A 12640-nucleotide genomic window follows, 5' to 3' on the forward strand; every position below is an offset into this window, starting at 1 on the left:
GTGGCGCGAGCGTCCGTCGCCCGCACTAAGGCGACGAACGGGCACGCCCTCCGGGGACAGCTCGTCAGAGCTGTTCCAGCCGCCGCGTCAGAAATCGCCGCTCGGGGGCCGAGGTGGCCAGCGCGAGCGCCCGGCCGTAGGCGTCCCTGGCCTCGGCGTCGCGGCCGAGCCGCCGCAGCAGCTCGCCGCGCGTGGAGTGGAAGTAGAGGTAGCCGTCCAGGCCGAGCCGGTCGACGGCGCGCAGCGCGGCGGCGGGGTCGCCCGCCTGGGCGAGCGCGACGGCGCCGTTCAGCTCGACGACCGCCGAGCCGGTGAGCCCCGCCAGCCGCCGGTAGAGCGCGGCGACCTGCGGCCAGTCGATGCGCTCCCGCGTCTGCAGCGACGCGATCGCCGCCTGGACGACGTAGGCGCCGCGCCCGCCCGCCGCGACGGCCCGGTCGAGCACCGCGCGGCCCTCCGCGATCCCGCGCTGATCCCACAGCGACCGGTCCTGATCCTCTAGCAGCACCAGGTCCTCGCCGGAGAAGCGGGCCCGCCGCCTGGCGTGGTGGATCGTCATCAGGGCCAGCAGGCCGAGCGCCTCCGGCTGGTCCGGCATCAGCGTGGCGAGCAGGCGGCCCAGGCGCAGGGCTTCCGCGCCGAGGTCCACCCGGCCGCGGTAGGCCTCGTTGTAGATGAGGTAGACGACGGCGAGCACCGCGTCGAGCCGCTCGGGCAGCAGGTGCGCGGCGGGCACCCTGAACGGGATGCCGGTCGCCTTGATCTTGGCCTTGGCGCGGGACAGCCGCCGCTTCATGGTCTCCTCGCTGACCAGGAAGGCCGTGGCGATCTCGGCGGTGTCCAGGCCGCCGAGTGCCCGCAGCGTGAGCGCCACCTGCCCGTCCAGGGGCAGCGCGGGGTGGCAGCAGGCGAAGATCAGCTCCAGTCGTTCGTCCTTGATGACCGTGTCGTCGAACTCGTCCATGACGGCCTCTGATGGCAGCAGCAGGTGCATCTTCCCGGTCAGGGTGCGTTCGCGGCGTACACGGTCGATCGCCCGGTTGCGGGCCGTCGTCACCAGCCACGCGCCCGGCCTGTCCGGCATTCCGGACTTGGGCCAGCGTTCCGCCGCGATCGCGAACGCCTCCTGCACGGCCTCCTCGGCCTGGTCGAAGTCGCCGAGGAACCCGACCAGCGAGGCCAGCACCCTGCCCCACTCGTCCCTGAAGACCTCCTCCAGCGTGTTCAGAGCCGCCCCACCGGCCTGATCTCCACCACGCCGCCGAGCCTGGCGGCCGGGACGCGCGCCGCCAGCTCGATCGCCTCGTCCAGGTCGGCCGCCTCGACCAGGCAGAACCCGCCGAGCACCTCCTTGGTGTCGGCGAACGGGCCGTCGGTCACCAGCGTCCGGCCGCCGCTGACGCGCACGCCGGTCGCCGTCTCGACCGGCTGCAACTGCGCGCCGCCGGCGTAGCGGGGGTCCTCTGCCAGCGCGCGATAGTCCGCGAACGCGGCCTCGCGCTCCTCCTCCGGCAGGGCGTCGAGGTAGCCGGGCTCCTCGTAGATGATCAGGGCGTACTGCATGGCGGCCTCCACTGGTTCTCACCTGTACGACGGACGAACGACCGCACTCGGGACGATCTTCTTGAAGATTGTCCCCGCACGGCCGATCACTTCGTCGCCTGGGTGTAACCGGCGGGCAAGGTCGTGCACGACTCGCCGCTGCCCGCCGCGACCCGGGAGCACACCAAGGACGCCGCGCACGCCGGAGAGACCTCGGTGCGGCTCAGCCTGGTCGCGGTGTGGCGTGAGGCCACCGTGTTCACGGCCGCCGAGCGCGCCGCCTTGGAGCTGACCGAGCAGGGCACCCGCGTCGCCGACGCTTCCGGCGGGGTGTCCGAGGAGGCTTGGGCCTGGGCCGCCGAGCGCTACGACGAGGAGCAGCTCACCGCGCTGGTGGGTTTGATCGCGGTCATCAACGCGTGGAACCGCATGAACGTCATCACCCGGCAGCCCGCCGGCGACTACCGGCCCGGCCAGTGGGGGTGACTCCCCGCCGCTGGGCTCAGACCGGGCTGGGCCAGTGAGGTGACCCAGGCCCCTGGGCGCAGATCGGGCGGGGTCAGGGGGAATGACCCCGGCCGCTGGGCTCAGACGGGGCGGGGTCAGGGGGAATGATCCCGGCCGCTGGACACGGACCGGGCGGGGTCAGGGGGGAATGACCCCGGCCACTGGACTCGGACCGGGCAGGGCCGGGGGCGCGCGCCGCTGTGCTCAGGCAGCGCGTGGTCCCAGGAACAGGCCGCCGCTGGCGTCGATGACCTGGCCGGTGATCCAGCGGGCGGCGTCGGAGGCGAGGAAGGCGACGACGTCGGCCACGTCGCCCGCCTCGCCCACCCGCCCCAGCGCCGTGGACCCGGCGATGAGGCCGGCCAGCCCCGGCGCCTCGAAGATCGCGCCGTTGGTGGCCGTACGGGTGGCGCCGGGAGCGACCGCGTTCACGGTGACGCCGCGGGCGCCCAGCTCGTTGGCCAGGGTCAGCGTCATGGTCTCGACGGCGCCCTTGGTCATGGCGAACGACGTCTGCGCCGGGTTGGCCATCCGGGTCGCCACGGACGAGATCGTGATGACCCGCCCGCCGTCGCGCAGCAGCGGCAGCGCCCGCTGGATGATGAAGTACGGCGCGCGCACGTTCACCGCGAAGAGCCGGTCGAACGCGGCTGGCGTCGTCGCCCCGAGCGGCCCGGCGGGCGGCGCCGCCGCGTTGTTGACCAGGACGTCGAGCGGCCGTCCCGCCAGGGCCGCCTCCACTCCTGTGAAGAGCGTCTCGACGTCGCCGTCCGTGCCCAGCTCCGCGCCGACGGCGTGCGCCGCGCCGCCTTCGCGCTCGATCTGGGCGACCGTCTCGCGCGCGCCGTCCTCGTCCGTGCCGAAGTGCACGATGACCGTCGCGCCCGCGGCGGCCAGCCGGAGCGCGATCGCCTGCCCGATGCCGCGCGACGCGCCGGTGACCAGAGCCGTTCTGCCGTCCATGTGAACCATCCCGTTCTGTTAGTTGCTACCAAATTGGTAGTGACTATCACTGCGGTAGTGTCTACCACATGGCCGATCAGCACTCAACGCTGCGGGAGCGCAGGAGAGCCCAGACGCAGCGCACGATCCAGGCGCACGCGGTGCGGCTGTTCGCCGAGCGGGGGTACGACGCGACGACCGTGACGGACGTCGCGGAGGCCGCCGGGGTGTCGCCGATGACCGTGTACCGGCACTTCCCGACCAAGGAGGACCTCGTCCTGGCCGATCAGCACGGCCGGCTGGTGGCCGAGCGGATCGCGGCGTCGGGGGGCGGGCTGCCGCTGGTGCGGCGGATCGGGGGTGCGCTGGTCGAGTCGGGGGCCGCGTTGACCGCTGACGACGGTGCTCGGGAGTTCCTGCTCACGCGGCTTCGGTTGATGATCTCCACGCCTGCGTTGCGGGCCAAGCACCTGGACAACCAGTACGCCCTTCTGCAGGCGATCATCGGTGCTCTGGGTGACGACGCGGCCGATCCGGAGGCGGCGTTCCAGGCGCAGGCGGCGGCCAGCGCGTGCCTGGCCGCTCTGCACACGGCGCTGGTGCGGTGGGCCGAGCAGGACGGGCGCGAGGAATTGCCCGGCCTGACCGCGAAGGCACTCAGCGCCGTCTTCGGCGACGGCCCGCTATCACACAGAGGTGGCTGACGGGCCCGGTGTGAAGGCGCCTGCGGTGGCGGCGAGGACGGCGGTTCTGGCCGCCTGTTCGGGCAGGTCAGGGTCCGGCGGCGTGCGGAGCAGCACGAGCTGATGGTAGAGCGGCGCCGTGGCCGCGACCAGCAGCCGCCGCGCATCCGTCCCCGCCGGCAGCTCACTACGCGCAACGGCGCGCCTGACGATCACCTCGCAGCGGGTGTAGCGATCCTCCCAGAGCCGCCGCAGCCCACGGGCGGCCTCCTCGGAACGGAACGAGGCGGCGATGAGCGCGGCGGCCATCGACGGCTGCGCGGTCATGGCCCCCAGGTTCTCCCGGTTGAGCACGATCAGGTCGCCCAGCAGGGAGCCGGTGTCCTCGGGCTCCCAGTCGTCGCCCCCCGTCGCCTCCAGCACGTCGGCGAGCAGGCCGCCGACGTCCCGCCAGCGCCGGTACACCGTCGCCCGGTGCACGCCCGCGCGGGCCGCGACCCCGTCCAGGCTCAGCCCGTCGTAACCGTGCTCGGCCAGCTCCATACGGACGGCGTCGAGCACCCGCGCGCGGGTGCGGCTCGTCCGGCCGCCCGGACGACGCTTGGGAGGCGCCTTCTCAGGCGTCGTCGCTTTATCGGTTTGCTCATCGAACCGCTCCATGCCAACATCTTAATGTACAAGTTGTCGCGTTAACCGGAGTCGCACCTCATGAATCCGCTCGTCCCCGCCGATCCGACCGTGCTGCACCCCATGCCGGAGCAGCCACGGGTGGTGCTGCTCCGGCCGCTGGTGAAGTCCCCGCTGATCGAGGTCGGGGAGTTCTCCTACTACGACGACCCCGACGACCCGACCGCGTTCGAGACGCGCAACGTGCTCTACCACTACGGCCCCGAGAGGCTGGTCATCGGCAGGTTCTGCGCGCTGGGCACGGGCGTGCGGTTCATCATGAACGGCGCCAACCACCGCATGGACGGCCCCTCGACCTTCCCCTTCCCCACCATGGGCGGCTCGTGGGCGCAGCACTTCGACCTGCTGACCGGCCTGCCGAACCGCGGCGACACGGTGGTCGGCAACGACGTCTGGTTCGGCTACGGCGCGACGGTGATGCCGGGCGTGAAGATCGGGCACGGCGCGATCATCGGCGCGGGGGCGGTGGTGACCTCCGACGTGCCCGACTACGGGATCGTCGGCGGCAACCCGGCCAGGCTGATCCGCACCCGCTACAGCGAGGCGGACGTCGCCCGGCTGCTGAAGGTGGCCTGGTGGGACTGGCCGGCCGGGCACATCACCGAGCACGTACGGACGATCATGTCGGGCAGCGTCGCCGACCTGGAAGCCGCCGCTCCCCAGCAAGGAGGCGAGTGACCGCATGGCCCACATCGCGATGGCCGGCATCCCCATCGTCAGCCACGTCCTGCCCAGCCTGGAGATCATCCGTGAGCTGGTGTCCCGCGGCCACCGGGTGACCTACGCCAACGATCCCGTGGTCGGCGACCTCATCACCGCCACCGGCGCCGAGCTGGTCCCCTGCGCCTCCGTGCTGCCGGTGGCCGACGACTCCTGGCCCGACGACCCGGTGGCCGCGATGAGCCTCTTCCTCGACGACGCCATGCAGGCGCTCCCGCAGCTCCGCGCCGCCTACGACGGCGATCCCGCGGACCTGTACCTGTACGACATCGGCGCCTACGCCGCCCGCGCTCTCGCCGAGTCGCAGGGCCGCCCGCTGCTGCAACTGTCGCCGACGTTCGTGGCCTGGAAGGGCTATGAGGAGGACGTGGCGGCGCAGATCCGGCTGCTGCCGGGCGCGGACGCGTACCAGGACAGATTCGCGCGGTGGCTGGCCGGTTCCGGGGCGAGCACCACCGACGTGGACGCCTTCTCCGGCGTCCCGTCGCGGGCCCTGGCGCTGATCACGCGGGCCATGCAGCCGCACGCCGACCAGGTGGACACCGGCACGGTCACCTTCGTCGGCCCCTGCTACGGCCCGCCCGGCGAGCAGGACGAGTGGACGCCTCCCGCCGGCGCGGGCAAGGTGCTGCTGATCTCCCTGGGGTCGGCGTACACGCGGCAGCCCGAGTTCTACCGGCGGTGCCTGGCCGCGTTCGGCGACCTGCCGGGCTGGCACGTCGTCCTGCAGATCGGCCGGCACACCGACGCGGGCGAGCTGGGCGACATCCCGGCGAACGTCGAGGTGCATCCCTGGGTGCCGCAGCGGGCGATCCTGGAGCGGGCGGACGCGTTCGTCACCCACGCCGGCATGGGCGGTTGCGGCGAGGGGCTGCTGGCCGGCGTCCCGATGATCGCCGTTCCGCAGGGCGCCGAGCAGTTCCTCAACGCCGACCGGCTCGTGGAGCTGGGCGTCGCCCGCCGCATCGACACGGCGGACGCCACCGCCGCGGCCCTGCGGTCCGCGCTGCTCGCACTCACCGCCGACCCGGAGGTCGCCCGCCGCTCCGCGCGGCTCCAGGCGGACGCGCGCGCCGAGGGCGGCACCACGCGCGCCGCCGACCTCGTCGAAGGGATGCTCACAGGAGCTGCATAGGCTCCCCGAACGGGTCCCACTTCACCATGACGAGCCCGCCGTAGCGCTCGGCCAGGCGGCGGCGCAGGCCCGGATCGAAGACGTTCGTCTCGAGCACGAGCCGGTTGGCCTCCGCGTCGATGCCGCTCCCGTAGACGGCGGGCTCCTCGAACCCCGCCGTGCTCTCGTGCAGCCGGCTCAGCGCCGCCTGGCTGTTGGCGACCCGCCGCACCTGCGGCACGATGTCGAACCTGACCCGCCGCCCGTCCTGCCAGAACACGCCGGAGATCACCGGGGTGGCCAGCGCGCGGCCCCGCTCGGTGACGTAGGGGGTGACGAGCCGGTACGACCTGCCGTGCGCGATGTAAGGGGGTGCGAGGTCGTCCGGGTAGGCCTCGGCCCGCTGCTCGGCGAGGAGCTGCGCCCGGTTGAAGGGCTCGATCCCCTCGTACGACCTGAGCAGCACGGGAGAGGTGACCTCGTAGAACACCTCGACCCCGTCGGCGGTGGCGGGCTGGAGGACCACCCGCAGCTCACCGGGCAGGAACAGGGGCGCCGCGGTGACGAGGTAGACCAGAGAGAGCGCGAAGATCATCTTGAGGCGCATGCGCGCAAAGTCTAGACGCCAGATGTCCCGGGTGGTGCTGGACCGCTTCTAGGATCCGAGGGTGGCCAGATACTTCGACGTTCACCCGGAAAACCCCCAGCCCCGCCTGATCGGCCAGGTCGTCGACCTGTTGCGCGCCGACGGGCTGATCGCGTACCCGACTGACTCCTCGTACGCGCTGGGCTGCCGGCCGGGCAACAAGGAGGGCATCGACCGGATCAGGGAGATCCGCGGCCTCGGCAGCGACCACCACTTCACCCTGATCTGCAGGGACTTCGCGCAGTTCGGCCAGTTCGTGCATGTGAGCAATGCGGTGTTCCGGCTGGTGAAGGCGGCGACGCCCGGCGGTTACACGTTCATCCTGCCGGCGACGAAGGAGGTGCCGCGGCGGTTGCTGCACCCCAGGAAGAAGACGGTGGGGGTGCGGATCCCCGACCATGTGGTGACGCAGGCGCTGCTGGCCGAGCTGGGTGAGCCGCTGGTGTCGAGCACCCTGCTGCTGCCGGACGAGGACGAGCCGCCGACGCAGGGCTGGGAGATCAAGGAGCGGCTCGACCACTCGGTGGACGCCGTGATCGACGCCGGTGAGTGCGGCGCGACCCCGACGACCGTGGTCGACCTGTCGCAGGACGAGCCCGAGATCCTCCGCGTCGGCACGGGGGACCCGTCGCTGTTCGAGTGACGGCATGGCGAAACGCCCACCCCCCGGACGCCCGGGGGGTGGGCGGGGTGGCTCGCTACTGGAGCCATGGGGTGCGCCGGACGATGGGCAGGTTGCCGAGCCCGAGGGTGCGGCCGGCGCCGGCGAGGGCCAGGCCGATGAGGACGATCGAGTAGATGATGTGGTCGTCCATGAACGGGTTGTTCTCCAGGGGCAGCTCCGCGGCCCACATGAGGAGCAGCATCGCGCTGCCGGCCCCGGCGGCGATCCGGGTGCCGATGCCGAGGATGAGGGCCAGGCCGACGCCGAGCAGACCGGCCATGAACAGCCAGTCGACCCAGGGCTGACCGGCCAGCGAGCCGAAGAACCCGCCGAGCGCGTTCTCGCCCGTGCTCTTGAGGAAGCCGGTCGTCGGGCTGCCGCCCGCGACCCAGGCCCGCTCGGCGGGGGTGGCCAGGCCCCACCCGAAGGTCTTGTCGAGGAACGCCCACAGGAAGATCCAGCCGATCGAGATCCGGGCGATCGCCCAGACGTAGTCGACGGGGCGGCGAACGGCGATCTCTCCGGTCGTCTGCGGCTGGTGGATGGTGCAAGCCATGACGAGCCTCCCTTTCCAGCTCGGTGGTGCAGTCCTTGTCACGCCTCCATCACACCGCTCGCGGACGTCCGCGCTCAGTGCCGTAGGGCCCGCGCTCGAAGGTCATTGGTCCTTGTCCCCGCTGGGGGACCTTCGGCGCCGCCGGGAGGCCGTCCGGCACTCATCGGGGCGGGGCGGGTGCGCGAGCGTCGGTGGCAGGAGGTGTGTGCGATGTCCGCTTCACTCGCCACCGAGCTCGGTGTCCGTCGGCTGCTGGTGGCGGCCGGCCAGGCGCCCTCGGTGCTCAACACCCAGCCCTGGCGTTTCCGCGTGGTGCGCGGCGAGTACGTCGAGCTGCTCGCCGACCAGGACCGGCGGTTGCGGGTCGGTGATCCGCGTGGTCGCAACCAGCACGTGAGCTGCGGCGCGGCGCTGTTCAACCTGCGCCTGGCGGTGCGGACGGCGGGGCGGCGGCCGATGGTGTGGCTGCTGCCGTCGCCCGGGGAGGAGCCCGGCCTGCTGGCGGCCGTCCGCGTGGGCGAGGCGTCGCCCGTCCCCGGCGCCTCCCGCGAGCTGTACGACCTCATCCCGGTGCGCCGCACCAGCCGCCGCCCGTTCCTCAGCCGGAGCCTGCCCCGCGCGGTGTGGGAGGAGCTGCGGCTGGCCGCCTCCCGGGAGGGCGCGGCCCTGGTGCGCCTCGGCCGGCACGCCACGGCCGACCTGCTCGACTACGCGGCCATCGCCGAGGACCAGCTCGCCCGCGACCACGGCTACCTGGCCGAGGTGGCGGCCTGGACGATGCGCGGCGCGCGGCACGACGGCCTGCCCGGCTACGTGCACGGGCCGCGGGCGCTGCGCGACCCCTCGCCGGTCCGGGACTTCGGGCAGCACGACAGCGAGGCGCGTTTCGAGGAGCGGCCGCAGCTCGCGGTGCTGACCACGATGGGTGACCGTCCCGCCGACTGGTTGCGTGCCGGTCAGGCGCTGCAGCGGGTGCTGCTGGTCGCGGCCCTGCACGGCGTGTCGGCGTCCTTCCTGAACCAGCCGCTCGACCTGCGGGACATGCGCAGCCGCCGCGACCCGCGCCACCGGCGCGGCCACCCCCAGATGATCATCAGGCTCGGTTACGGCCCGTACGTGGCGCGCAGCCCGCGCCGCCCGGCGGGCGAGCTGGCGGCGGGATCAGCGATCTCCAAGCCGATCGCAAGAGCGGGGCCCTATTCGTAGGAGGGTTCGATCGTCACCGCACCGTGGAGTTGTTTCATGCGTTCGCTCGTCGTCCTGGTCACCGCCGCCGCCGTCTCGCTGACGCTCAGCGTCCCGGCCGCTGCCACGCCCGCGCTGCGCAAGTGGCGCGCCGTGCACTCAGCCGACGGCATGGCGTCGGCCTGGGGCGAGGTCGCCATCCACCAGTTCGGCCACCTCGTGACCGGCAACCTGGAGGACACGCGGGGCAAGGGCTGCGCGTGGGCGGTGCTGCGTTCGCAGGGCTCGCGCGACGGGCGCTGGCGCGACCACGGCTTCTACAACTGCGTGCCGGGCGTCGGCACGTTCAGGAAGGACTATCGCGACGCGCGGCAGGTCAAGGTGCGGGTCTGCCGGGGCACGGCCCAGCGGCCCACGGGCGGGTGCTCGGCGTGGAAGACCATCCTGCGTCCTGGGCAGTGATCCGTCGAGCCCTGACGGACGAACCCTCATATGCCATGACAACGGGGAGGAAATCATGAAGAAGCTGCTCGTCGCCCTGCTGGCCGGTGGGGCGCTGGTGGCCGGTTCCGCCGCGCCCGCGCTCGCCACGACCCCGCTCGCCACGACCGCGAAAAGGCCCGCCCTCGGCCCGTACGGCTACGGCGCGGTCAAGCTCGGCATGAGCGCCGCCAAGGCGAAGGCCACCGGGAAGATCGTCTTCAAGCTGGGCTCGGGCGCGAGCCCGTGCTCCGGCTGGAACCTCAAGGCGCACCCGGCGGGGAAGGGCCGCGTCGGCCTGTACATCTCCAAGCGGGTCGGGGTGGCCGTGATCCTGGCGCAGAAGGGCATGCGGACGCCGCAGGGCATCGGCCTCGGCTCCTCCACCAAGCAGGTCAAGAAGGCCTACCCGGGGCTGCGCATCTCGCCCGCCGGGATCTCGTACGTGGCGGTGCCCGGCAACGCGAAGGCCTACTACGCCTTCCTCTACACCAAGGGCGGCAAGGTCAGGGAGCTGGCCTTCGGGCTCGACAAGCAGGACTGCGTCAACTGACCCCTTGGCCGTGGGCAGTTATATCGAAGTTTGATATAACTGCCCACGTGCCTTCTCCACCCGGCGGGAACCCCGGCCTCGACGCGCTGGCCCGCGCGATCGAGGACTTCAACACGTACTTCATCCGGCTCCCCGCGGTCAGAAGGCTGAGCTTCTCGAGCCTGTCCGTGCTGCACACCCTGTCCCGCAAGGGGCCGATGCGGCTGACCGAGCTGACCGCGACGGAGCAGCTCAAGCAGCCCGCGCTGACGAGCCTGGTCACCAAGCTGGAGCGCGACGGGCTCGTCACGCGCAGCCCCGACCCCCGCGACGGCCGGGCCGTGCTGCTGTCGCTCACCTCCGAGGGCGAGCAGGTCGTGGAGTCCCGGCGCGCCGACAGGGTGGCGCGGCTGGCGCGCGTGGTCGAGCGCCTCGACGCGCGCGAGCAGGCGGAGCTCGACGGTTACGCGCGGGTCCTGGCCCGGATGACGGAGATCGCCGCGCGTCTCGAAGGTCTGGAGGATTGACGATGCCCGATCGGCCGTTCCCGCTGGAGCCGGTGCCGCTGCACGTGCCGGACGAGACCCTGGACGATCTGCGCCGCAGGCTGAAGGCGACCCGCTGGCCGCTGGACGTCGGCAACGAGGACGGCCACTACGGGGTGCGGCGGGCGTACCTGGAGGAGCTGGTCGCGTACTGGGCGGACGGCTTCGACTGGCGGGCCGCCGAGCGGGCGATCAACCGCTACGAGCACTACCGCGTGGACGTCGGCGGCGTGCCCCTGCACTTCATGCGCAGGCCGGGCGCCGGCCCCGACCCGAAGCCGCTGATCCTGAGCCACGGCTGGCCGTGGACGTTCTGGCACTGGTCCAAGGTGGTCGACCCGCTCGCCGACCCTGCCGCGTACGGGGGCGACCCGGCCGAGTCGTTCGACGTGATCGTGCCGTCGCTGCCGGGCTTCGGCTTCTCCACGCCGCTCACGCAGCGCCCGGACATGAACTTCTGGAAGATGGCCGACGTCTGGCACGAGCTGATGACCGGCGTGCTCGGCCACGACAGATACGCCGCGGCGGGCTGCGACGTCGGCGCGCTGATCACCGGGCAGCTCGGGCACAAGTACGCAGGAGAGCTGTACGCGACGCACATCGGCTCGGCGCAGAAGCTCACCATGTTCAACGGCGACCGGGCGTGGGACCTCAGCGGCGGCGCGCCCATCCCGCCCGGCCTGCCCGCCGACGTGCACGACCGGTTCGTCGAGCTGGACCGGCGCTTCGCGGTGCACCTGGCCGCGCACCTGCTCGCCCCGACCACGCTCGGCTTCGGCCTGTCCGACTCCCCCTCCGGCATGCTGGCCTGGCTCCTGGAGCGGTGGGCGAAGTGGTCGGACAACGGCGGGGACGTGGAGCGCGTGTTCAGTAAGGACGACCTGCTCACGCACGCCACCATCTACTGGGCGGGCGGCGGGATCGACACCTCGATCCGCACCTACGCCAACAACAACCGCTACCCGTGGACGCCGTCGCACGACCGGTGGCCGGTCGTCGAGGCGCCCACCGGGATCACGTTCGTCTCCTACGAGAACCCGCCGGGGGTGACGACGGGTAAGGAGCGGATCCGTGGCTTCCTCGACGGGGACAGGGCGGCCTGGTACAACCATGTGAACATCGCCTGCCATGATCGTGGCGGGCACTTCATCCCGTGGGAGATTCCCGGGGAGTGGGTGGCCGACCTGCGCCGCACGTTCAAGGACCGCACGTCATAACCCCGTCCGGGCCTCGACCGCACGCCCGAAACCGCAGGACGGGAGCCGCGCGTCCGGGGTCGCGGCTTTATAGCCCCATGCGGATCGGCTCAGCGGGCACGCCGTCAGCCAGCAGCGCGCCCAGGACGCCGGCCAGGTCGCGGGGTGAGAAGAGGTCGTCGCCGTGGCCCGCCGCGATCTCCGCCACGCTCCACCACCGCCACCCGCTGATGTGCTCGACCGCCAGCTCCTCATCACTCATGGAACCCCGTGGCACGAAGCCGGGCCGCCGCAGGAGGAAGTAGTCGTTGACCACGCCGTCGTAGCCGGGCGCGTACGGCCCGGTCGCGCTCTGGTGCCAGACGTGCGGCGGCCGCTCGCCGTCCAGGCGCAGCCCGATCTCCTCCTCCAGCTCGCGGGCCAGCGCCCGCAGGCTCGTCTCGCCGGGCTCCACCCCGCCGCCCGGCATGGCCCACACGACCGGGCCGTCCTCAGCGGTCAGGTCGATCCTGCACAGCAGCACCCGGTCGTGCTGGTCGAGGATGACGGCGCGCGCCGCCCTGCGCAGCCGGGGCGTGGACATGTGGCTCCCTATCGTCGATCGGGCGATCCACGATAGGGCAGGCCGCTAGCATGATCGA

At 72.3% G+C, this 12640-nt stretch carries 17 protein-coding genes; 10 read left to right on the forward strand and 7 right to left on the reverse strand.

Features of this window, described 5'->3' with window-relative positions; translation table 11 throughout:
• Window positions 1-64 precede the first annotated feature (64 nt).
• Window positions 65-1186, reverse strand: a complete 1122-nt coding sequence (locus ABD331_RS38440; RefSeq protein WP_344486524.1) for an RNA polymerase sigma factor — start codon at window positions 1184-1186, stop codon at window positions 65-67.
• Window positions 1187-1224: 38 nt separating this feature from the next.
• Window positions 1225-1563, reverse strand: a complete 339-nt coding sequence (locus ABD331_RS38445; RefSeq protein WP_344486526.1) for a YciI family protein — start codon at window positions 1561-1563, stop codon at window positions 1225-1227.
• 123 nt (window positions 1564-1686) lie between these two features.
• On the opposite strand from ABD331_RS38445, the gene ABD331_RS38450 reads away from it, so the two are divergent.
• Window positions 1687-2028 (forward strand): carboxymuconolactone decarboxylase family protein, encoded by a 342-nt coding sequence (locus ABD331_RS38450; protein ID WP_344486529.1) that lies wholly within the window; start codon window positions 1687-1689, stop codon window positions 2026-2028.
• 225 nt (window positions 2029-2253) lie between these two features.
• Here ABD331_RS38450 and ABD331_RS38455 read toward each other — a convergent pair whose 3' ends face one another.
• Window positions 2254-3012 (reverse strand): SDR family NAD(P)-dependent oxidoreductase, encoded by a 759-nt coding sequence (locus tag ABD331_RS38455; RefSeq protein ID WP_344486532.1) that lies wholly within the window; start codon window positions 3010-3012, stop codon window positions 2254-2256.
• 68 nt (window positions 3013-3080) lie between these two features.
• Here ABD331_RS38455 and ABD331_RS38460 point away from each other — a divergent pair, with 68 nt between their 5' ends.
• Window positions 3081-3695, forward strand: coding sequence for a TetR/AcrR family transcriptional regulator (locus tag ABD331_RS38460; protein WP_344486535.1), 615 nt, complete (start codon window positions 3081-3083; stop codon window positions 3693-3695).
• Here the strand turns inward: ABD331_RS38460 and ABD331_RS38465 are convergent.
• Entirely contained in the window at window positions 3678-4334 is a 657-nt protein-coding gene (locus ABD331_RS38465; RefSeq protein ID WP_344486538.1) for a TetR/AcrR family transcriptional regulator, read from the reverse strand. The genes ABD331_RS38460 and ABD331_RS38465 overlap by 18 nt on opposite strands.
• A 48-nt stretch (window positions 4335-4382) precedes the next feature.
• Here ABD331_RS38465 and ABD331_RS38470 point away from each other — a divergent pair, with 48 nt between their 5' ends.
• A complete protein-coding gene (locus ABD331_RS38470) occupies window positions 4383-5039 on the forward strand; it encodes a CatB-related O-acetyltransferase (RefSeq protein ID WP_344486541.1) in 657 nt (218 codons plus the stop codon).
• Between the two features lie 4 nt (window positions 5040-5043).
• Complete coding sequence (locus ABD331_RS38475) at window positions 5044-6216, forward strand: macrolide family glycosyltransferase (protein WP_344486544.1); 1173 nt, start codon at window positions 5044-5046, stop codon at window positions 6214-6216.
• On the opposite strand, the gene ABD331_RS38480 is transcribed toward ABD331_RS38475, so the two are convergent.
• On the reverse strand, window positions 6200-6802 hold the full coding sequence (locus tag ABD331_RS38480; protein ID WP_344486546.1) for a hypothetical protein: 603 nt from the start codon (window positions 6800-6802) through the stop codon (window positions 6200-6202). The genes ABD331_RS38475 and ABD331_RS38480 overlap by 17 nt on opposite strands.
• 61 nt (window positions 6803-6863) lie before the next feature.
• Between ABD331_RS38480 and ABD331_RS38485 the strand changes: the two genes are divergently transcribed.
• The gene (locus ABD331_RS38485; protein ID WP_148440541.1) at window positions 6864-7484 is read left to right on the forward strand and encodes an L-threonylcarbamoyladenylate synthase; all 621 of its coding nucleotides are present in this window, start codon (window positions 6864-6866) and stop codon (window positions 7482-7484) included.
• Between the two features lie 55 nt (window positions 7485-7539).
• On the opposite strand, the gene ABD331_RS38490 is transcribed toward ABD331_RS38485, so the two are convergent.
• Window positions 7540-8061, reverse strand: coding sequence for a DoxX family protein (locus ABD331_RS38490; RefSeq protein ID WP_344486552.1), 522 nt, complete (start codon window positions 8059-8061; stop codon window positions 7540-7542).
• 210 nt (window positions 8062-8271) lie between these two features.
• On the opposite strand from ABD331_RS38490, the gene ABD331_RS38495 reads away from it, so the two are divergent.
• Genes ABD331_RS38495 through ABD331_RS38515 form a run of 5 tightly spaced genes read left to right on the forward strand, consistent with a single transcriptional unit; the run spans window position 8272 to window position 12020 of the window.
• Window positions 8272-9267, forward strand: a complete 996-nt coding sequence (locus ABD331_RS38495) for an Acg family FMN-binding oxidoreductase (RefSeq protein WP_344486555.1) — start codon at window positions 8272-8274, stop codon at window positions 9265-9267.
• Window positions 9268-9303: 36 nt separating this feature from the next.
• Window positions 9304-9708, forward strand: a complete 405-nt coding sequence (locus tag ABD331_RS38500; protein ID WP_344486558.1) for a hypothetical protein — start codon at window positions 9304-9306, stop codon at window positions 9706-9708.
• 55 nt (window positions 9709-9763) lie between these two features.
• Window positions 9764-10279 (forward strand): hypothetical protein, encoded by a 516-nt coding sequence (locus ABD331_RS38505; RefSeq protein ID WP_344486561.1) that lies wholly within the window; start codon window positions 9764-9766, stop codon window positions 10277-10279.
• Between the two features lie 47 nt (window positions 10280-10326).
• Window positions 10327-10785: a MarR family winged helix-turn-helix transcriptional regulator gene (locus ABD331_RS38510; protein ID WP_344486564.1), complete on the forward strand. Its 459-nt coding sequence runs from the start codon at window positions 10327-10329 to the stop codon at window positions 10783-10785.
• Window positions 10786-10787: 2 nt separating this feature from the next.
• Window positions 10788-12020 (forward strand): epoxide hydrolase family protein, encoded by a 1233-nt coding sequence (locus tag ABD331_RS38515; RefSeq protein WP_344486567.1) that lies wholly within the window; start codon window positions 10788-10790, stop codon window positions 12018-12020.
• Between the two features lie 67 nt (window positions 12021-12087).
• Here ABD331_RS38515 and ABD331_RS38520 read toward each other — a convergent pair whose 3' ends face one another.
• The gene (locus ABD331_RS38520) at window positions 12088-12582 is read right to left on the reverse strand and encodes an NUDIX hydrolase (protein ID WP_344486570.1); all 495 of its coding nucleotides are present in this window, start codon (window positions 12580-12582) and stop codon (window positions 12088-12090) included.
• Window positions 12583-12640 lie beyond the last annotated feature (58 nt).

This window comes from Nonomuraea monospora, from assembly GCF_039531895.1.
Classification (GTDB): Bacteria; Actinomycetota; Actinomycetes; order Streptosporangiales; family Streptosporangiaceae; genus Nonomuraea; species Nonomuraea monospora.

What these genes read in the sequence shown, in the direction of transcription:
- ABD331_RS38455 (WP_344486532.1), bottom strand. Translation starts at nt 3,012, where the DNA reads ATGGACGGCAGAACGGCTCTGGTCACCGGCGCGTCGCGCGGCATCGGG.
- ABD331_RS38480 (WP_344486546.1), bottom strand. Translation starts at nt 6,802, where the DNA reads ATGCGCCTCAAGATGATCTTCGCGCTCTCTCTGGTCTACCTCGTCACC.
- ABD331_RS38505 (WP_344486561.1), top strand. Translation starts at nt 9,764, where the DNA reads ATGAAGAAGCTGCTCGTCGCCCTGCTGGCCGGTGGGGCGCTGGTGGCC.
- ABD331_RS38520 (WP_344486570.1), bottom strand. Translation starts at nt 12,582, where the DNA reads ATGTCCACGCCCCGGCTGCGCAGGGCGGCGCGCGCCGTCATCCTCGAC.
- ABD331_RS38470 (WP_344486541.1), top strand. Translation starts at nt 4,383, where the DNA reads ATGAATCCGCTCGTCCCCGCCGATCCGACCGTGCTGCACCCCATGCCG.
- ABD331_RS38490 (WP_344486552.1), bottom strand. Translation starts at nt 8,061, where the DNA reads ATGGCTTGCACCATCCACCAGCCGCAGACGACCGGAGAGATCGCCGTT.
- ABD331_RS38495 (WP_344486555.1), top strand. Translation starts at nt 8,272, where the DNA reads ATGTCCGCTTCACTCGCCACCGAGCTCGGTGTCCGTCGGCTGCTGGTG.
- ABD331_RS38500 (WP_344486558.1), top strand. Translation starts at nt 9,304, where the DNA reads ATGCGTTCGCTCGTCGTCCTGGTCACCGCCGCCGCCGTCTCGCTGACG.
- ABD331_RS38515 (WP_344486567.1), top strand. Translation starts at nt 10,788, where the DNA reads ATGCCCGATCGGCCGTTCCCGCTGGAGCCGGTGCCGCTGCACGTGCCG.
- ABD331_RS38465 (WP_344486538.1), bottom strand. Translation starts at nt 4,334, where the DNA reads ATGGAGCGGTTCGATGAGCAAACCGATAAAGCGACGACGCCTGAGAAG.
- ABD331_RS38445 (WP_344486526.1), bottom strand. Translation starts at nt 1,563, where the DNA reads ATGCAGTACGCCCTGATCATCTACGAGGAGCCCGGCTACCTCGACGCC.
- ABD331_RS38460 (WP_344486535.1), top strand. Translation starts at nt 3,081, where the DNA reads ATGGCCGATCAGCACTCAACGCTGCGGGAGCGCAGGAGAGCCCAGACG.
- ABD331_RS38475 (WP_344486544.1), top strand. Translation starts at nt 5,044, where the DNA reads ATGGCCCACATCGCGATGGCCGGCATCCCCATCGTCAGCCACGTCCTG.